Raw genomic sequence first — 19,765 nt, forward strand, 5'->3', positions numbered from 1 at the left:
TCACAAGGGAGTGAGTTAGCGACATGCCGCTCGAGATGGCGCTGAACCGGCAGGAATCGGATGAGGCGCTGGAGGCGCTTCTCCGCACCGCCGCCGAGACCTGCGCACACGCGCCGGGGGCGCCGCACGTGGACGGGGAGGACCCCCTGTCCTTCCTACGGCAGTACTACCGGAACGTCCCCCCGGAGGACCTGGCCGACCGCGACCCGGTGGACGTGTACGGGCCCGCGACGGCCCACCGCCACCTCGCGCAGAACCGTCCCCAGGGCCGCGCCCTGGTGCGCGTCTACACCCCGACACTCGAAGAGAACGGCTGGGACCCGGGCCGTACGGTGGTCCAGATCGTCACCGACGACATGCCGTTCCTGGTCGACTCGGTGACGACCGAGCTGGACCGGCACGAGATCGGCACCCACCTGCTCATCCACCCGCAGATACGGGTGCGCCGGGACATGACCGGCAGACTGCTGGGCCCGGACCAGGAGAACATGACCGGGCAGGTCATCCGCGAGTCGTGGATGCACATCGAGATCGACCGGCAGTCCGACCCCGCCGTGCTCAAGGAGCTGGAGGGCGACCTGCAGCGGGTGCTGCAGGACGTGCGCTACGCGGTCGAGGACTTCGCCAAGATGCGGGCGCTCGCCGTTGGGGCCGCCGACGATCTGTCGTCCGATCCGCCGCCGCTCGACCCCGCGCAGGTCGAGGACGGCATGGAACTGCTGCGCTGGCTCGCCGACGGCCACTTCACGTTCCTCGGCTACCGGGAGTACCGGCTTGAGGACACCGACGGCGGCGCCGCGCTGCGCGCCCTGACCGGCACCGGGCTCGGCATCCTGCGGGCCGACAAGGCCGGATCGGCCAGCTTCGCGGCCCTGCCGCCGGAGGTCCGCGCGAAGGCGCGGGAGAAACAGCTGCTGATCATCACCAAGGCCAACAGCCGGGCGACCGTCTATCGGCCCCACTACCTCGACTACGTCGGGATCAAGGTCTTCTCGCCCGAGGGCGAGGTGATCGGTGAGCGCCGGTTCCTCGGGCTGTTCACCCACGTGGCGTACAACGAGTCGATCTCCCGCATCCCGGTGCTGCGGCGCAAGCTCGCCGATGTGCTGGACCGGGCCGGGCTGTCGCCCGACGGCCACGACGGCAAGGACCTCATCGAGATCCTGGAGACCTACCCCCGCGCCGAGCTCTTCCAGATCCCCGTGGACGAGCTGCTGCCGATCGCGCTCGGCGTGCTGCGGCTGCGGGAGCGCAAGCAGGTCAAGCTGTTCCTGCGCCGCGACGACTACGGCCGCTACATCTCCTGCATGATCTTCCTGCCGCGCGACCGCTACACCACCAAGGTCCGCCTGCACATGCAGCGGATCCTGCTCAGGGCCCTCGGTGGCACCTCGCTCGACTACAGCACCTCGATCGGCGAGTCGGCGCTGGCCCGGCTGCACGTGGTGATCCGCGGCGAGCGGGGCAGGCCGCTCGGTGAGACCCCGGTCGACGTGGAGGAGCTGGAGGCGCGGCTGGCCGCCACCACCCGCTCCTGGGAGGACGACCTCACCGACGCGATCAACGAGCTGTGCCCGGAGGAGGACGCGCCCGCGCTGCTGCGCCGGTACGGCGTCGCCTTCCCCGAGGGCTACAAGGCCGACTTCCCGGCCCGTACGGCGGTCGCCGACCTCAGACGGCTGGAGGCGCTCGGCGACGAGCCGAACGCGATCGGCATGAACCTCTACGAGCCGTACGGCGCGGCGGAGGGGGAGCGCCGGTTCAAGGTCTACCGGCTGGGCGCGCCGATCTCCCTGTCGCGGGTGCTGCCGCTGCTCCAGCGGATGGGCGTCGAGGTCGTGGACGAGCGGCCGTACGAGATCGACCGCGACCACGACCCCGCCACCAAGGACGCCTGGATCTACGACTTCGGCCTGCGCTACACCCCCTCCGGCGAGGTCCACCGCGACGAGTTCAGGCGCCTGTTCCAGGACGCGTTCGCCGTACTGTGGCGCGGCGAGGTGGAGAACGACGGCTTCAACGCCCTCGTGCTGGCCGGCGGGCTGACCTGGGAGCAGGCCGAGATCCTCCGGGCGTACGCCAAGTATCTGCGGCAGGCCGGGAGCACGTTCAGCCAGTCGTACATCGAGCGGGTGCTGCGCGGCAACGTGCGGCTGGCCCGGCTGCTGGTGCGGCTCTTCGAGGCGAGGCTCGACCCCCGGCGGCCGGACGACGCGAGGCCCGAGGTCTGCGACGCGCTGACCGAGGAGATCCTCGCCTCGCTGGACGAGGTCGCCTCGCTCGACGAGGACCGCATCCTGCGGGCCTACCTGGAGATGATCCAGGCGACGCTGCGCACCAACGTCTTCCAGGCGGACCGTACGGACGGGCGCGACGCGGGGGCGGCCGGCAGCCAGTTCGTCACCGGCAGGCGCAAGCCGTACATCGCGCTGAAGTTCGATTCGCAGGCGATCGGCGTGCTGCCGCTGCCGCGGCCGAAGTACGAGGTCTTCGTGTACTCGCCCCGGGTCGAGGGCGTGCACCTGCGCTTCGGCAAGGTCGCCCGCGGCGGCCTGCGCTGGTCGGACCGCATGGAGGACTTCCGTACGGAGGTCCTCGGCCTGGTCAAGGCGCAGATGGTGAAGAACACCGTCATCGTGCCGACCGGGTCCAAGGGCGGCTTCGTCGTCAAGAACCCCCCCGGGGGCGGGCGCGACGAGATGATGGCCGAGGGCGTCGCCTGCTACCGCCAGTTCATCTCCGGCCTGCTCGACCTGACCGACAACCTGGTCGCGGGGGAGGTCGTGCCGCCGCCGGACGTGGTGCGGCACGACGGCGACGACACCTATCTCGTGGTGGCCGCCGACAAGGGCACCGCGACGTTCTCCGACATCGCCAACGGCGTGGCCAAGGAGTACGGCTTCTGGCTCGGCGACGCCTTCGCCTCCGGCGGCTCGGTCGGCTACGACCACAAGGCCATGGGCATCACCGCCAAGGGCGCCTGGGAGTCGGTGAAGTACCACTTCCGCACGCTCGGGGTGGACGTGCAGACCACCGACTTCACCGTGGCCGGCATCGGCGACATGTCCGGCGACGTGTTCGGAAACGGCATGCTGCTGTCGGAGCACATCCGGCTCGTGGCGGCCTTCGACCACCGGCACGTCTTCGTCGACCCCGACCCCGACCCGGCGCGGAGCTTCGCCGAGCGGCTGCGGCTGTTCGGGCTGCCCAGAAGCTCGTGGGCCGACTACGACAGGTCGCTGATCTCGGCGGGCGGCGGCGTGTGGCCGCGCACCGCCAAGTCGATCCCCCTCTCCCCGCAGACGCGCGCCGCGCTCGGCCTGCCCCACGGCGTCACCGCGCTCGCCCCGGGCGACCTGATCAGCGCGATCCTGCGGGCGCCGGTCGACCTGCTGTGGAACGGCGGCATCGGCACGTACGTCAAGGCGTCGTCGGAGACCCACGCCGACGCCGGGGACAAGGCCAACGACGTGCTCCGGATCAACGCCGCCGACCTGCGCTGCAAGGTGGTGGGCGAGGGCGGCAACCTCGGCTTCACCCAGCGCGCCCGGATCGAGTTCGCGCTGAACGGCGGCCTGATCAACACCGACTTCATCGACAACTCGGCCGGCGTGGACACCTCCGACCACGAGGTCAACATCAAGATCCTGCTCGACCAGGTCGTCCGCGACGGCGAGATGACCGACAAGCAGCGCGACCAGCTCTTCCTCGACATGACCGACGAGGTCGGCCGGCTGGTGCTGGAGGACAACTACGCCCAGAACGTGGTGCTCGCGGCGGCCCGCGCCCAGGCGCCGGAGATGCTGCACATCCACTCCCGCTACCTGCGGAGGCTGGAGCGCGCCGGGCTGGTCAACCGGGAGCTGGAGTTCCTGCCGTCGGACAAGGTGCTCGCCGAGCGGCGCCAGGCCGGGCTGGGTCTGGCCAACCCCGAGTTCGCGGTGCTGCTGGCCTACACCAAGCTCGTCGTGGACGCGGAGCTGCTGCAGTCGGACATTCCCGACGACCCGTCCCTCGCGTCGTGGCTGGTGTCGTACTTCCCCTCGGCGCTGCGCGACCGGCTCCGGCCGTACATGGACTCCCACCCGCTCCGCCGGGAGATCATCACGACCCGGATCGTCAACGACGTGGTGAACTTCGGCGGCACCAGCTTCGTCTTCCGGTTCGGCGAGGAGAGCGGCGCCACGGCGCCCGACATCGTGCGGGCCTACCTGGTCACCCGGGAGGTCTTCGACCTGCCGTCGTTCGTCCGGCAGGTCGAGGCGCTGGACAACGAGGTCGACACCGCGACCCAGCTCGCGATGCTGCTGGAGGGCCGCAAGCTGTCCGAGCGCGGCACCCGCTGGCTGCTCGGCAACCGCCGCCCCCCGCTCGACCTCGCCTCCACGGCCCGCCACTTCATCGACGGCGCGGGCGGCCTGCTTCCGCACCTGCCGAAGCTGCTGACCGGCCCGGACCTGGCGGCGTACGAGGAACGCAGGGACTCCTTCACGGCCAGGGGCGTGCCGGGGGAGCTGGCCGAGCGGGTCGCGGCGATGGTGCCGGCCTACTCGACCTTCGACCTCGTGGAGATCGCGACGTACGCCGGCAGGCCGGTGAGCGAGGTGGCCGAGGTCTACTTCGACCTGGCCGACCGGCTCCAGCTCGCCCGGCTGCGGGAGCGGGTGATCGCGCTGCCGCGCGACAGCCGGTGGAACTCCATGGCCAGGGCGGCGCTGCGCGACGACCTGTACGCCGCCCACGCCACGCTGACCCGGGACGTGCTGATCCACAGCCGGCCGGGCCTGTCGCCGGAGGAACGGCTGGCGAGCTGGACGGAGGCCAACCAGGCCGCGGTGACCCGGTCGCGGCAGACGCTGTCGGAGATCTGGGAGAGCGACACCTTCGACCTGGCGACGCTGTCGGTCGCGCTGCGCGCGGTGCGGACGCTGGTCTCCACCAGCAACCTGCCCCACGCCGAAGCGTAGCCTTCTCAGCGGTTGAAGCCGCCGGTGACGAGGCCCTGGTAGCCGACGACGTGCACGGGCGCGGTGGATGCCTTGGGCGGCACCGCGCTCACGTACTGCTGGGTCTCGACGATCTGCCGCTTCTGGTGGATGAAGAGGTCCTTCGTGGGGCTCAGCAGCCAGCGGGCCGCGGCGGGGACCGCCACCGGGCGGCCCTCGCTGCACTTCGCCCCCCGGCCCTGGCCCGGCCCCTGCGCACTGGTGATCCAGGAGGACGTCCGGATCAGTGTGTACATCGTCAGTGCGCCGCCGTCCCGGGTGCGCAGCGCGAAGATCGGGAAGTTCGGCGCGGAGGCGAAGATCGATTCGTACGCCATGCAGTCGTCGGCCTTCGCCTTCACCTTGGTCCGGCTGATCTCGTCGTAGAAGCCGGTGGTCTGCGGGCCGGGGGCGATCAGCCCGGAGGCGTAGCCCTTGGGGCCCTCCTCGGCGACCGTCGCGTGCAGCGGGCCCATCAGGTTGGGGCTGATCGCCACCGACGAGTCGCGCGAGCCCAGGGAGGTGGCGTACCCCTCCGCGTCGAGTTCGACCGCGGGCGGTTTCGCGCCGGGATTGAGCAGCGACGTGAAGCTGTTGCGCCACGGGCCGTCCTGGCTCTGCCGGACGAAGACGAACACGCCGGTGCGGGCGCCGCCCGGCCCGCCGTGCCGTTCGGCGGTGGCCGCGAACCACTGGGCCGCGCCGCTCTGCCGGGGCACGAGCACCGTGCGATGGTCCCACCGGTAGCGGGCCGGCCGCCGGCCGCCCTGCGTACGGATCCCGGCGATCGTGATCGGGCGCTGGCCGTCCTGGGTGAGCTGATACGCCCAGCGGTCCGCGTGGGCCGCCCTGAGCACCTCGTCGGTCTCCAGGAACGTGTCGAGCGCCAGCGAGGCGTCCTTCAGGGCCAGGGCGGGCGGGCTGGGCGACGCGGAGGGCGAAGGGGACGGGCTCGCGGCACGCCCGTCGCCGGCGCCCGGCACGGCGGAGACGGCCGCGGCCGGGCTGGCCGGGGCCCGCGGCGGCTCCCCGCCCGAGCAGGCGAGGACCGTGCACGCCAGGAGGGACGCCAGGAGGGCGAGGGCCAGCGCACTCCGAACGACCCCGTTCACGCCAGCCTCCCGATGCGATCGATGCACATGCTACCGAGGTGCGCTGCCTGACAGGGTCTCCGATTCGCGTACCCTTTACAGACGTGGCAGTCATCGATCCAGCCGAAGAGATCAACGAGCTTGGCGGCACGCTGAGAGGCATCCAGGACGTGCTCGACCTCGACGCCCTGCGCAAGCAGATCGCCGAGTTGGAGGAGCAGGCTGCCGCGCCCGATCTGTGGAACGACCCGGACCAGGCGCAGCGCGTCACCAGCCGGCTCTCCCACATCCAGGCCGAGGTGAACCGCGTCGACGGCCTGAGCCGCCGCCTGGAGGACCTTCCGGTCCTGTTCGAGCTCGCGGCCGAGGAGGGCGACGAGGACGCGCTGGCCGAGGCCGACAGGGAGCTCGCCGCGCTCCGGGCCGAGGTCGGCGCGCTGGAGGTGCGCACGCTCCTGGCGGGCGAGTACGACGCCCGAGAGGCCCTGGTGACCATCAACTCCCAGGCGGGCGGCGTCGACGCGGCCGACTGGGCGCAGATGCTGCTGCGGATGTACCTGCGGTGGTCGGAGCGCAAGGGCTACCCGGCGGAGGTCTACGAGACCTCCTACGCCGAGGAGGCCGGCATCAAGTCGGCCACCTTCGCGGTCAAGGCCCCCTACGCGTACGGCACGCTCAGGGGCGAGCACGGCACCCACCGGCTGGTCCGGATCAGCCCGTTCGACAACCAGGGCCGTCGGCAGACCTCCTTCGCGGGCGTGGACGTCGTCCCGGTGGTCGAGCAGACCGACCACATCGACATCAACGAGGACGACCTGCGCATCGACGTCTACCGGTCGTCCGGGCCGGGCGGCCAGGGCGTGAACACGACCGACTCGGCCGTGCGGATCACCCACCTCCCGACCGGGATCGTGGTCTCCTGCCAGAACGAGCGGTCCCAGCTGCAGAACCGCGCGACGGCGATGGCCGTCCTCTCGGCCAAGCTGCTGGAGCGCAAGCGCCAGGAGGAGGCCGCGGCGATGAACGAGCTGCGCGGCGAGTCGACGACGTCATGGGGCACGCAGATCCGCAACTACGTGCTGCACCCGTACCAGATCGTGAAGGATCTGCGCACGGGCGTGGAGGCGGGCAACCCCTCCGCCGTGCTGGACGGCGACCTCGACGAGTTCATCGAGGGCGAGATCCGCTGGACGCGCCGCCAGGAAGCCGGCGACGCCCAGTAGAGACGGCGGGTTTCAGTAACCGCTGACGTGTCCGACCGTCGCGACCAGGGCCACGACGAGGAGCACGATCAACGTGATGGTCAGGGGCGTCAGCCCCATGAACCCATGGTTGTGCAGCTTGGCGCGGCCTTCGCGGCAAACGGGGCAACGGCCCTCCACCACGGGGCCCGCGCACGCGGCGCAGATCAGATGTTCGCAGCTCATAGCAGCTTTACCGGCCCATCGCTCGAGGGCTAATTGTTTTGTTTCCGTTATGGACGTTCCATGCCAGTGTTACCCCTAGACTGGCCTTCGGCCAACGGAACGTCGATCGACAGCAAAGTGACCGGCGACCCCCGCACCGGCCGTCCCACCCCCTAGACTGGCTAGCCGTGATGCGCCCGTGATCCATCTCGATAATGTCACCAAGGTCTACGCGAACCAAAACCGGCCCGCCCTCGACCACGTGAGCGTGGATGTCGACAAGGGCGAGTTCGTGTTCCTGGTCGGTCCCTCAGGATCGGGGAAGTCCACCTTCCTCCGGCTGGTCCTGAAGGAGGAGCGGCCCAACTCCGGCTCGATCCACGTGGCCGGCAAGGATCTGGCGAAGTTGTCCAACTTCAAGGTGCCGCACCTGCGCCGCCGCATCGGCTGCGTGTTCCAGGACTTCCGGCTGCTGCCGAACAAGAACGTCTACGAGAACGTGGCGTTCGCCCTGGAGGTCATCGGCAAGCCGCGCCGGTTCATCCGCAAGGTCGTGCCGGAGGTCATCGAGCTCGTCGGCCTGGAGGGCAAGGCCCACCGGATGCCGGAGGAGCTGTCCGGCGGCGAGCAGCAGCGGGTCGCGATGGCCCGCGCGTTCGTCAACCGGCCGATGATCCTGCTCGCGGACGAGCCCACCGGAAACATCGACCCCGCCACGAGCATCGGCATCATGAAGGTGCTCGACCGAATCAACAGGACCGGCACGACCGTCCTCATGGCGACGCACGACGCCGCGATCGTCGACTCCATGCGCAAGCGCGTGGTCGAGCTCGAGGACGGCAAGATCGTCCGAGACCAGTCGCGCGGCGTGTACGGCCAGGCGTATTAGGAGTAACTGGGACCATGCGGGCCAACTTCATCTTCTCCGAGGTCTGGATCGGCCTTCGGCGCAATCTCACGATGACCATCGCGGTGATCGTGACCGTCGCCGTCGGCATGGCGCTGCTGGGCGTCGGACTGATGATCAACTCTCAGGTCTCGAAGCTCACCGGCTTCTGGAGCGACAAGGTCGAGGTGTCGGTCTACCTGTGCGTCAAGGACTCCCCCTTCCCGGCCTGTGAGAACAAGAGCGGCGTCACCAGGGAGGAGAAGGCCAACCTGGAGCAGGCGATCAAGGCGCTCCCGGAGGTCGAACGGGTGGAGTACGAGAGCCAGGCCGAGGCGTACAAGAAATGGCAGCAGCAGGAGACCAACCAGACCCTGCTGGCGGTGATCAAGGTCGACAGCATGCCGGAATCGTTCCGGGTGAAGATGAAGGACCCCGACAAGGCGCCGGCCGTCGTGACCAGCCTGAAGGGCCAGCCGGGCGTCTCCAACGTCATCAACGAACGCGACCTGCTGCAGTCGGTCTTCGGCTTCATGGACACCCTGCGCAACATGGCGCTCGGCATCGCGATCCTGATGGTCTTCGCGGCCACCCTGCTGATCGGCAACACCGTGCGACTGTCGGCGTACAACCGCCGCAGGGAGACCGGGATCATGCGGCTGGTCGGCGCGTCCAACATCTACATCCAGCTGCCCTTCGTGATGGAGGGGCTGATCGCGGGCCTGATCGGCGGCGTCCTGTCCGGCGTCCTGCTGATCCTCGTCAAGATCTTCATCTTCGAGGAGATCCAGACGTACATGGTGGCCCCCCTCGGCTGGGACACCGTCGCCGGTGTGATCACCGGCACCATGGCCATCGGCGTGCTGATCTGTGTCTTCGCTTCGTTCGTCACGCTGCGCCGCTACCTGCGGGTGTGAGTTCCGCGCACCGCGTAGCCCGTCGTAGCTCGTTTTCGCCCCTCGCGGCGACGGTAGGCTCCCCTTATGCCACGTGAGACCGGGCGCAAGCTCATCGCCCAGAACAAGCGTGCCAGGCACGACTTCTTCATCGAGGACACCTACGAGGCCGGGCTCGTGCTGACCGGCACCGAGGTCAAGTCCCTGCGGGCGGGTAAGGCCAACCTGACCGACGGCTACGCCTCGGTCGAGGGCGGCGAGGTCTGGCTGATCAACGTGTACATCCCGGAGTACAGCCAGGGGACCTGGACCAACCACGCCGCCCGGCGCACCCGCAAGCTCCTGCTGAACCGCAAGGAGATCGGCAAGCTCGACGCGACGCTCAAGGAGAAGGGCCTCACCCTGATCCCGCTGTCGATGTACTTCAAGGACGGCCGGGCGAAGATCGAGCTCGGCATCGCCCGGGGCAAGAAGGACTACGACAAGCGCCAGACGCTGATGGAGAAGCAGGCCAACCGGGAGATGTCGCGGGCGATGTCCAACGCCGTCCGCCGCCGGGGGGGCCGCTAGACCGTGCGCGCCAGAGTGGTACGGGCCGCGCTCGCCCTGGGTTTGACCGCGCCCCTGCTGACCGGCTGCTTCGAGGAGCCGTCGCCCCACGAGGCGGTGCGCGACTTCCTCGTCGGCTGGCAGACGGGAGACTACGCGGACGCCGCGGGGCGGGCCGACGGCGACCAGGCGGCCGTACGGAAGGCACTGGAGAACGCCCGCCTCCAGCTCGACGCCGCCTCGATCCGTTTCTCCCTCAAGGGGATCAGCCAGGACGGCGAGACCGCGCGGGCCGCCTTCCACGCCGAGGTGGACCTCGGGGAGAACAACCCCCTCTGGCAGTACGACGGCGCCCTGCCGCTGCACCTGGTCGGCGGCCGGTGGAAGGTGCGGTGGTCGCCGAGCGTCATCCACCCGGACCTGCACGCCGGGCAGCGTCTCGCGGTCGCCACGGTCCCCAAGGGCCGCAGGCCCATCCTCGACCGCGCGGGCAACCCCCTGCAGGACGAGACGATTCTGCACGTCGCGGGGGTCACCCCGGCCGAGGTCAAGGACCCGGCCCGCCTGTGCGAGCAGCTGTCGAAGATCACCGGGTTCGCCCAGGACCGGCTGCTGAGCCGCGTCCTGTCGTCGCCGCCGCAGGACTTCGTCCCGCTCGCGACGTTCGGCCGGACGAAGTTCGCCCAGCTCAAATCGAAGCTGGAGGCCATCGGCGGGCTGCGTTTCGAGATCGACAACGCGCCGGTGGCCCCCAAGTCGCCGACGCAGATCGTCGGGGTCGTCACGGCCATCACCCCGGAGGCGGAGCAGCGGCTCGGCGGGCCGCAGCGGGCCGGTGACACCCTCGGCCGGGACGGCCTGCAGAAGGCCTACCAGGACCAGCTCACCGGCTCCACCGAGACCCGGGTGGTCGTGCTCGACAACGCCACCGGGCGGCAGGTCAAGGAGCTCAAGACGTGGCCCGGGCGGGAGAACGAGCCGGTCCGCACCACGATCGACAGCCGCCTGCAGAGCGCCGGCGACGCCGCCGTCGCAGGGTCGCGCCCGGCCGCTCTCGTCGCGGTCAAGGCGTCCACCGGCGAGGTGCTCGCCGTCTCCACCAACCAGCTCCACCAGGAGCGGGACGCCCTCGCGGGCAGGTACGCGGCCGGCACCGCCTTCTCGATCATCGCGGCCGAAGGGCTGCTCAGGGCGGGCCTCGATCCCAAGCAGAAGGTGCCGTGCAGCTCCGACCGGACGGTCGGCGGGGCGCGCTTCCAGCAGCCCGGTGTGGACGGCGTGACGGTGCCGAGCTTCCAGACCGACTTCGCCCAGGGCTGCGTCACCGCGCTCGCGTCGCTGGCCAGGCGGATCAACGGCCAGGCGCTAGGCCGCAGCGCGCAGCAGTTCGGGATCGGCTCCGGCTGGAAGCTGCCGCTGCGGACCTTCAGCGGCTCGGTGCCCGCCGCCCAGGGTGACGCCGCGGTCGCCAAGATCATCGCCGGGCAGGGCGCCAAGGTGAGCCCGCTCGCGATGGCCCTGGTCGCGGGAGCCGTCAAGTCCGGCACCTGGCGGCCGCCGACACTGGTCACCTCGCCCGCCGCCCCCGACCCGGCGGCGGAGGAGGCGGGCGGGTCTCCCGCGGTCTCGCCGGCTTCGCTGGACCCGGCGATCACGGCCAAGCTGCGCACGCTCATGCGGGCCGGCGTCACCTCGGGCGCGGCGGCCCCCGCCACCGCTCCCGGCGAACCCGTGTACGGAGTGGCGGCTCAGGTGACCCAGGTGGAGAAGAAGGAGCGGACCAGGCTGTCGTGGTTCGTCGGCTGGCAGGGGGACGTGGCGCTCGCCGTACTGGTGAAAAGCGGCGACCCTGAGGCCGCTCCAGTGGTCGCGGGAGCCTTCTTCCGCGGCGCCCAGCCGCAGGCCTGAGAAAGCGCGGCCCGAGAAAGCGCCGACCTGAGAAGCGCGACCTGAGAAAACCGGGGAGCGCGAGCAACCATTCGGGACGCGACCAGCGTCTTTCAGGGTGACTGGGACCCGATCGGGGGGTTGCGGGCCCAGTCGCCGTGATGAGGACAGGGCTCCATCTCGGGGGGAGCCCTGCCATCCGGACCGGCTCGACCCTGCCGGTCGGCCCCCGGGGCGCCGCGTCACGCCGCGCTCCGGGGGCTTCGGCGGGTCTCGGCGGGTCTCGGCGGCAGGAATCGAAGTCGCGTCGCGGGTGTTGTCATGAGTAAGCTTGTGTTGCCGGGCTCTCGGGTCCGGTTCGACAAGAAGATCAGCTGAACCAGGGGGTGACCGGTTTCGACTTCGGCATTGCAAGTCAGGAGAAGCGGGTCGGGGACTGCGGACATAACCCCGTCAACACTGTGACCGCGACAACTAAGTGCCAATAAGAAGAGCACTGAGGTGAGCCAGGCTTCCCTGGCTCTCGCCGCCTAAGCAGCAGCGAAAAACCTCTGTCAGCCCGGGAGTGCCTCCGGCCCGGAACTGACATCGCTAGGAGGCTCAACCGTCCGACCCGGTCACGGGGCCGTACGGGAAACCAAACAGTGACTGAGCCCGTCGGCGACTCGCCTGTGTGATCGCCGGGGCTGAGAAAAGCACAACAGGCTGCACCCGGAGAAGCCCTGTCTTGGTGTTGAAGGACGCGGGTTCGATTCCCGCCACCTCCACCGGACGTGAAGGCCCACGCGGCGAGCGGATGCTCGCTCCGTGGGCCTTCACGGTGTCTGAGCTCTCGTGATGTCTGGCCTTGTTTCGGGTGACCGAATTGCCGCCTAGAGTATCCGGATGGTAGCGGTTAGTGCCGATCGGCGGATCCGTCCGCCGGGAGATCGCCATCATGTGCGGGTGAACCGGCGCAGATCATGGATCGCGTTCCCCGCCGTCGCGCTCTGCGTGGCCGCCTTGGGCGCGGCCGTCGTCTTCGTGATCTTGTCTGTGTCCCTGACGGAGTCTCCCAACGTCGCCGACGCGGTGGCGGTCGCGCTGGCCGCGGTGGGTTGTGGGGCGGCGGCGCTGGGAGCGGCGTGGAAGTGGGCCGCGGCCCGTGCGACCCGTCCCGATCAGGTGTCCGCGGCCAAGGACGCGCTGGTCGCCCTGGTGCGCAACGCGTGGCGGGTCGAATCGATGATCCGCGGACTGGAGCCCGACCCGATTCCGGTGGTCTGGCGGCCCACCGACGACACCGGCCTGCCGGCGGTCCCGGCGCCGGCAAAACCACCCTGGCGATCCAGCTCCTGCTCGAACTGACGGGGAAGGGGCGAGACCCGGCCGATCCCGTACCGGTGTTGTTGTCGCTGTCGAGCTGGGACCCCGCGGCCGAGGACCTGCACTCCTGGCTGGATCGAAGCCTGGAGCGCGACTACGAGGCCCTGGGCTCGGCGGAGTTCGGCTCCGGGGTCGCCCTCGAACTCGTCAGAGACGGCCACATCCTGCCCGTCATGGACGGTCTGGACGAGTTGCCCCCGCCCGCACCGGGCCGCGATCGTCAGGGCGCTCAACGCCTCTCTGGACGCGGCGGAGTCGTACATCCTCACCAGTCGTACGGAGGAACTGGCCGAGGCCGTCGACGACGCGAAGCAGCCGTTGCCGTCCGCGGCCGTCATCGCGCCGGCGCCGCTCACCCCGGCCGACGCCGAAGGGTACCTGCGCACCTGCCTGCCGCCGGCGCCCGGCCCCGTCTGGGAGAACGTCCTGGACGGCCACCCCTCTCGGCCTGTGGCTCCTGCGTGCCGTCTACATCGACCCCCATGCGCCCCGCTGACCGGGCGGCTGGGGCAGGATCCGGACGAACTGCGGGGCCACCTGTGGGACGGCCTGATCCCGGTGCTTCTCGCCGCACGTTCGCCCGGTGCGTCGCCGCCGGGCCGCGGTCTGGGACGGTGCCGCCGGACCCCGGATCGCCCAGGTAATCGACGCCTGGCCCCGCGGCGACAACCTCTTCCCCGCCGCACGAGGCAGGGTCGGGTAGGCCTCCGGCCCGGACGGCGGCCATGACCGACGGAGGACAGGAAAGGTCTATACGGACCCCGCCTGCCGACCGACCTTGAACGTCTTAGGGCCGACGACGCGCAGACGCTGTCGCTCTCGCGAGCAGAATCAGCGCGAAGACCACACCCAGAATGAGGAGCACAAACCCAATCAGCAGGTTCCAATTTCCCAGCTCGTCGATAACCGGGAGGGTGGGGTCCACGTAATATACGACAATCCACAGAATGCCAACGATCCACGAGGCGGCCATCGCCAGAGCGGGCCGTCGCAGTGGGCGTTTGCCGTGCTGCGCCGACTCGTCCGTGTCCTCGATATAAGAGTCAGACACTTGCTTTGCTCCTGCCCATGGCCAGAAATCAGACGTATACCCGCACGATAGCCAAAGACCAGACTATCCCACCACGGCAGAGCGAGATGGCCTGTTTTCGCGTTCCTGCGGCAGGTGACGCGGACGTGGCCCGCGGGTCAGCATCGTGACCCAAATGCCCCCTAGTACTCCAGTCGTAGTTCCTCATCATGGCTCGTAAAGAGCTTGCCGCCGGTAGCGGCTGGCCTGGGCGCGGGCTTGATGACGTCGTCGCCACCGCGACCAGCGGAGTAGGTCGGTCATGCTGTGGGCGGTCTGGAAGGACTCCTCGATGGTCCAGCGGCGGCCGGCGACCATGACCAGGACCGCCAGCGGGACCAGGGCGGGGGCATAACAGCGGTAGAAGGCCAGCTCGCTGGTGCGCCGCTGCCACGACGCCTGCGCCACCGAGAAGATCACCTGGTCGGCTCGGCAGGCTCCCGCGCCGGTGGTCAGGCGACCGCGAGCACGTACCCGACCTGGCGGGCTTCCAGCTCCGCGCGCAGGTGCGGGCTTTGGCCGTACACCTCATCACCGGCCACCCACCTCGTGCGGACGCCGGCGTCCAGGGCGCGGGCGACCATCCGCGTCGCCAGTTCGCCCTCGGTGGCGAACTGGCGGTCCTGCGGTACTCCCGCCCGCCTGCACCTGCCGGCATCGTCGGTCCATGCCTGGGGCAGGTACAGCTCCCGGTCGATGAACGCGTGCCCGGCGGGGGTGGAGTAGGCGAGGAAGACGGCGACCTGGCTGTTTTCGATCCGTCCGGCGGTGCCGGTGTACTGGCGCTGCACGTCGACCGTGGCGGTGCCCTTCTTCAGGTCGCCGGTCTCGTCCACCACCAGCACCGCCTCGTCCTGCCCGGGGTGCTCCACCACATAACCGCGCAGGTCGTCGCGGACGGCGTCGGCGTCCCATACCGTGCGTGACAGCAGGTGCTGCATCCCATCCGGTGTACGGTCTCCGGCATGCTCAGCCAGCGTCCAACAGTTCTTGCGCGGTAACTCCGCCAGCAGCCCGCCCAGCTGGGAACGGACCCGCCGCCGCGGCTCCACCCGGGAGAACCTGTTGCTGATCCGGTCGGTGAGCTCGTCGAACATCGCCTGCCACCGCGAGGCCGGTACGCTATCGCCTGCGGCCACCGCACGATCTTTGATCGTCAGCACAACACTCGATGACCGCAGTGGCCGTCCCCATATCTGCCACCAGCCCACGCGCAAGAACGCCATCTACGGCTGGAGTACTAGATTCCCTGCCGTGCGGTGTGAAGTCGATTTATAGAATACTTCGCCCCGCTTTCAGTGGTATGCCGGAAACCTTAGCGTGGCAGGATTCGGGCCCGCCTGTAGCTCCAACAACTTGCTTGCGCGGGCGTGCCTGCGCCGGATCGGTGTGGAAGAATTAATACAGGGTTTCGAATCGGCGGGGAGGTGTGATGGATCTGTTCGACTCTGACCACGCACACCCTCATCGTTCGAACGATGACGACGATGGCGACTGGTGGGATCAGCTCACCGCCAAATCGCCCCTCTGGTCTTCCGAGGGGGCGCTTGCCTGTGAATATGTGCCGATCGTTGATTCCGATGCGCGGAATCGTGTGAGCCGATTCGGCGCTCCGGCGAGTTTTTCCTTTTTTCGTGCATTCGCGACTCCTGCCGCTGCAGACCCCATCGGTGACGAAACCGCGAATGGCGGTTCCGTTGAGGGTTCTGCTGGCGGCGCTACCGTTCCCGGTCCCAAAGCCGGTTCTCCCACCGCTGCGGATCACACAGGAGATGCCGGCCGCGGCACTCTCGGCCCTGACAGCGTCGGCTCTGACGCCCTGAGTGCCGACGCCGGAGACGTCGATGGTGGCGCCTCCGAGGGTGCCTTTGGTGGTGCTTCTGGCGGTGCTTGCGGTGCTGGGTCGTCGTCGTGGGTTGCGGTGGCGGCTCTCGTCGAGGCGGCTCGGGCGGTGGCGCTGGTGCCGCTGCCTGAGGACGCGGGTGTGTGTCTGGCTGAGGCCGAGGAGTTGCTTGCGGTCCGTGATCGGATCACTTCGGCGTTGGCGGCCCGGGTGGGCCGTGTCCATCGGGTGGGGGAGGCGAAGAGTCAGGGGCATGCGTCCACCAAGTTGTGGCTGCGCTCTGCTGGGGGGATGACGCCTGCGGGGGCGGGGCGCCTGTTGACGATGAGCATGGAACTGCACCGTCTTGCTGAGGTGCGTCGCCTGTTCGCGGAGGGTGGCTTGGCCGAGGGGGTCGTGGAGGCGATCTGCACGGCCACCGCGGGGTTGACCGATGAGCAGGCCACCATCGCCGAGCGGATTCTGTTGGAGTTGGCGGGGTCGGCGGGTGCGGCGGAGGTGGCGAAGGCGGGGCGGTATCTGCGGGCGGTGCTGGACCCCGACGGGCACGAGAAGGACGAGCAGGCGGATTTCGATCGCCGGTTCTTCCGGGTGCGCCGGCGGAGGGGCGGTGGGTTGGAGGGGGAGTTCTATCTGCCGGTGGAGGCGGCCGCGCGGTTGCGGCACATGCTGGACGTCTACGCCAGGCCGAAGGCTGATGGTGATGACCGTACGTTGAGTGTGCGGAACGCGGATGCGTTGATCGCGTTCTTGGAGAACAAGATCGTCACTGAGCTTCTGGTGCTGGTCAACGCCGAGTCCCTCCCTGACGACCCCCCAGGCACCGACCCCACAAGCACCGACCCCACAGCAGACGGCCCCATAGCCACCGGCCCAGCAGCCGACCACCCGTCCGGCACGGACTCCTCAAGCGACCCTTCAGCTGACCACCCCACCAGGGACCCTGCAGGCCCCGGTCCCAGCCCTGGTTCCGGCCCTTCGGGTGCCCATCCCTCGGAGACCGGGCCGTCGGAGACCGGCCCCTCAGACACCGATCCGGGTGACGAACCTGGCCCTGCCCCCGGCTTCTCAGGCACCGGCTCTGCCCCCGGGCCTTTCGCCTGCGCCACGGAGGGCGCCGGGACCGACGCCTGCGCGACCTGCTCCGACACCACCGCGAGCGGCCCCGGCAGCGAGCACTTCACCAGCGACACGCCCGTCCCTTATGGCGAGAACCTGGACCCCGGCCACTCCCCGACCGCTCCCGGCGGCGAACCCCCCGCCGGTGATGCGCCGGTGGGTGAGAGTACCCACCGCGAGAGCGACGCGCACCTGCACGATGGCGAGCGATTCGGGAGCGACGCGTCGCTGTACGGCGATGAGCACCGGGCTACCGACTTCGTCGGCGAGAATCCCGCCACGGAGGCCCCCGCTTTCGGCTGGGAGTGCGCCGACCCCGACCGTCCTGCCGCTGCCGAGCCCGACATGCAACGCCCCCCAGCGGGGGGAGGCGACGCTTGGCCTGGCGGTGGCGCCTGGCCGGGAGGTGACGCATGGGCGGGGGTGGGAGCCGGTGCTCCGCCGGGGAGCAGTCCGCCGGGAGCGGGCGGCAATGTGCCGCCGGGGGTGTGGTTGCGGGGGTTGCCGGGGCTGATCCTGGCGACCGGGCACCTGCTGCCCGTTGTGAACGTGCATCGGCTGGCCCGCACCAGCACCCTGGTCCGGATCGTCATGAACGCCGCCGGGCAGGTCCTGGACATGGGCCGCAAGGTCAGGTTGGCCACCCCCGCCCAGCGCCGGGCGGTCTTCGCCCGGTACGCCACCTGCTGGGTCGACGGCTGCCCCCTGCCCGCCACCCTCTGTCAAGTCGACCACGCCGAGAACTGGTGCAGCGGCGGGCTGACCGACCTCAAGCTGCTGGGGCCGGCGTGCCAGTTCCACAACCGCGACCGCTACCGCCACCCGAGTCGCTACACCCGCCGAACGATCGGCGACGACCGCTGGGCCTTCACCTACCGCAATCCCCGCAGCGCGCGACGATCTCCGGGGGTGACCTGAAGGTGGGTCGCCTAGAGTCGTGGCGTGCGTGGGAGGGAACCCCATGCCAGGAAACAGGAGGGGCAGCAGGTGGGGGAGCAGTTGGGAGAGCGGGTCGCGGAGCCTGCGGGAGAGCCGCGCGTGGTGGTGCGAAGGTCCCTGCCGTCGCAGCCCGCCGTACGGGCCTCGGCCTCGCTGTTTCTGACCGAGGCGGAGCGGCAGGGAGTGCGGGCCGGCCGCACGATGCTGTACGTCGGGCCGGAGCCCGCGCCGGAGCACGTGGCGGCGGGGCTGCGGGTCGAGCCCGGGACGCCGGTGCTGGCCCGGCGCAAGCTGCTGCTCGCCGACGAGGTGCCGGTGCGGGCGGCCACCAGTTTCCTGCGGCTCGACCTGTTCGGGGAGACGCCGCTGGTCGAGCCCGGTTTCCTGCGCCCCAGTCTCCAGGCGGCGATCGAGGCACTGGGCCACCGCTTCGGCCGGGCCGAGGAGCATCTGGTCGCCCGGCCGCCGGAGGGGGAGGAAGCGGTCACGCTCGATCTCGGCCCCGGCGAGTGGGTGGTCCAGATCGTGCGCGCCGCCTACTCAGCAGACGATCTCCCGATCCATGTGCTGGAGACCGTCTGCGCCGCCTCTCGCCACATCTTCGAGATCACTCAGGTGAGCGGCGCCGACGAGTTCTGAGCGGCGTAGGCGTCGATGTCCCTGAGCAGGGCCCGCTTGCCGGCGGCGTCGAGGAAGGACGCCCGGACGGCCGCGCGGGCCAGGTCGGCGACGCCGTCGGCGTCCAGCGAGAGCAGTTCGGCCGCGACGGCGTACTCCCGGTTGAGATCGGTGCCGAACATGGGCGGGTCGTCGGTGTTGACCGTGACCGGCACCCCGGCCGCGACCAGCGCGGGCAGCGGGTGCTCCGCCAGGTCCGGTACGGCCCCCGTCCGGACGTTGGAGGTGGGGCAGACGTCCAGCGTGATGTTGTGCTCGGCCAGGTGCTCCAGCAGCGCGGGATCCTGCACGCTGTGGATGCCGTGCTCGATCCGTTCCGCGCCGAGTTCCCGTACGGCGTCCCAGACGCACTGGGCGTCGGTGACCTCGCCGGCGTGCGGCACCGAATGGAGCCCGGCGGCGCGGGCCGCGGCGAAGTGCGGTGCGAACCACTCCCTGGGCACGCCCGCTTCCGCGCCGCCGAGCCCGAAGCTGACCAGGCCGTCCGGCCGCTGGTCGAGCGCGATGGAAAGCGTCTCGTCAGCGGGCGGGCCTGGGATGCCGGGGATGTCGAAGCACCAGCGCAGCACGGTGCCGAAGTCCGCCTCGACCCGTCGCCTGGCGTCCTCGATCACCTCGCAGATCTCCTCGGGCGCGAACCCCCGGGCCAGGTGGGAGTGCGGGGTGACGGTGACCTCGGCGTATCGCACCCGCTGGGCGGCCAGGTCGCCGCCGACGCCGTAGATGAGCGTCCACAGGTCCTCGGGCTTCCTGATGAGGTCCACGACCTGCAGATAGACCTGGAGGAAATGAGCGAAGTCGCGGAAGTCGTAGAACTTCTCCACCAGCGCGGGGTCGGCGGGCACGGGCGTCGAGCCTTCGTAGCGGGCCGCGAGGGCGGCCACGATGTGCGGTGACGCCGCGCCAACGTGGTGAACGTGCAGCTCTGCCTTGGGCAGCCCGGCGATGAACCGGGTCAGTTCGGGGGAGATCACGCCCCGACCGTAACAACCGCATGGAGGCCCGCTCCAAACGATTTCGGGGTATCTCACACCACTTTGTCAGGATCGCGT

Annotated in this window: 13 protein-coding genes, 1 other RNA gene and 1 pseudogene; 10 read left to right on the forward strand and 5 right to left on the reverse strand. The window is 69.9% G+C overall.

Annotated features, from left to right (window positions below):
* Positions 1-23: 23 nt before the first annotated feature.
* Entirely contained in the window at positions 24-4,967 is a 4,944-nt protein-coding gene (locus OG344_RS15975) for an NAD-glutamate dehydrogenase (RefSeq protein WP_405088895.1), read from the forward strand.
* Between the two features lie 5 nt (positions 4,968-4,972).
* Here OG344_RS15975 and OG344_RS15980 read toward each other — a convergent pair whose 3' ends face one another.
* Positions 4,973-6,097: a hypothetical protein gene (locus OG344_RS15980; RefSeq protein WP_405088896.1), complete on the reverse strand. Its 1,125-nt coding sequence runs from the start codon at positions 6,095-6,097 to the stop codon at positions 4,973-4,975.
* A gap of 83 nt (positions 6,098-6,180) precedes the next feature.
* On the opposite strand from OG344_RS15980, the gene prfB reads away from it, so the two are divergent.
* Positions 6,181-7,299 carry a peptide chain release factor 2 gene (prfB, locus tag OG344_RS15985; RefSeq protein ID WP_327044055.1) on the forward strand — a complete coding sequence of 373 codons (1,119 nt, stop codon included), beginning with the start codon at positions 6,181-6,183 and terminating at the stop codon, positions 7,297-7,299.
* A 12-nt stretch (positions 7,300-7,311) separates the two neighbouring features.
* Here prfB and OG344_RS15990 read toward each other — a convergent pair whose 3' ends face one another.
* Positions 7,312-7,503: a hypothetical protein gene (locus tag OG344_RS15990; RefSeq protein WP_327044056.1), complete on the reverse strand. Its 192-nt coding sequence runs from the start codon at positions 7,501-7,503 to the stop codon at positions 7,312-7,314.
* Between the two features lie 178 nt (positions 7,504-7,681).
* On the opposite strand from OG344_RS15990, the gene ftsE reads away from it, so the two are divergent.
* From ftsE to OG344_RS16020, 6 genes are all read left to right on the forward strand, one after another.
* The gene (ftsE, locus tag OG344_RS15995) at positions 7,682-8,371 is read left to right on the forward strand and encodes a cell division ATP-binding protein FtsE (protein ID WP_327044057.1); all 690 of its coding nucleotides are present in this window, start codon (positions 7,682-7,684) and stop codon (positions 8,369-8,371) included.
* 14 nt (positions 8,372-8,385) lie between these two features.
* Positions 8,386-9,285: a permease-like cell division protein FtsX gene (gene ftsX, locus OG344_RS16000; RefSeq protein WP_327044058.1), complete on the forward strand. Its 900-nt coding sequence runs from the start codon at positions 8,386-8,388 to the stop codon at positions 9,283-9,285.
* A 66-nt stretch (positions 9,286-9,351) separates the two neighbouring features.
* Positions 9,352-9,834 carry an SsrA-binding protein SmpB gene (gene smpB / locus OG344_RS16005; protein WP_405088897.1) on the forward strand — a complete coding sequence of 161 codons (483 nt, stop codon included), beginning with the start codon at positions 9,352-9,354 and terminating at the stop codon, positions 9,832-9,834.
* 3 nt (positions 9,835-9,837) lie between these two features.
* Positions 9,838-11,721 (forward strand): penicillin-binding transpeptidase domain-containing protein, encoded by a 1,884-nt coding sequence (locus OG344_RS16010; protein WP_405088898.1) that lies wholly within the window; start codon positions 9,838-9,840, stop codon positions 11,719-11,721.
* 361 nt (positions 11,722-12,082) lie between these two features.
* Positions 12,083-12,470: a transfer-messenger RNA gene (gene ssrA, locus OG344_RS16015) on the forward strand.
* A gap of 175 nt (positions 12,471-12,645) precedes the next feature.
* Positions 12,646-13,047: a hypothetical protein gene (locus OG344_RS16020; protein ID WP_405088899.1), complete on the forward strand. Its 402-nt coding sequence runs from the start codon at positions 12,646-12,648 to the stop codon at positions 13,045-13,047.
* 805 nt (positions 13,048-13,852) lie between these two features.
* Here OG344_RS16020 and OG344_RS16025 read toward each other — a convergent pair.
* Positions 13,853-14,116, reverse strand: coding sequence for a cell division protein CrgA (locus OG344_RS16025; protein WP_327044062.1), 264 nt, complete (start codon positions 14,114-14,116; stop codon positions 13,853-13,855).
* A gap of 186 nt (positions 14,117-14,302) precedes the next feature.
* Positions 14,303-15,231: pseudogene (locus tag OG344_RS16030) on the reverse strand (IS701 family transposase).
* Positions 15,232-15,566: 335 nt separating this feature from the next.
* On the opposite strand from OG344_RS16030, the gene OG344_RS16035 reads away from it, so the two are divergent.
* Entirely contained in the window at positions 15,567-18,014 is a 2,448-nt protein-coding gene (locus tag OG344_RS16035) for a DUF222 domain-containing protein (protein WP_405088900.1), read from the forward strand.
* Between the two features lie 24 nt (positions 18,015-18,038).
* Positions 18,039-18,674: a UTRA domain-containing protein gene (locus OG344_RS16040; RefSeq protein WP_327044064.1), complete on the forward strand. Its 636-nt coding sequence runs from the start codon at positions 18,039-18,041 to the stop codon at positions 18,672-18,674.
* Here the strand turns inward: OG344_RS16040 and OG344_RS16045 are convergent.
* Complete coding sequence (locus OG344_RS16045) at positions 18,647-19,687, reverse strand: adenosine deaminase (RefSeq protein ID WP_405088901.1); 1,041 nt, start codon at positions 19,685-19,687, stop codon at positions 18,647-18,649. The genes OG344_RS16040 and OG344_RS16045 overlap by 28 nt on opposite strands.
* Positions 19,688-19,765: the final 78 nt, after the last annotated feature.

The sequence above is a fragment of the Microbispora sp. NBC_01389 genome (assembly GCF_045040095.1).
Classification (GTDB): Bacteria; Actinomycetota; Actinomycetes; order Streptosporangiales; family Streptosporangiaceae; genus Microbispora.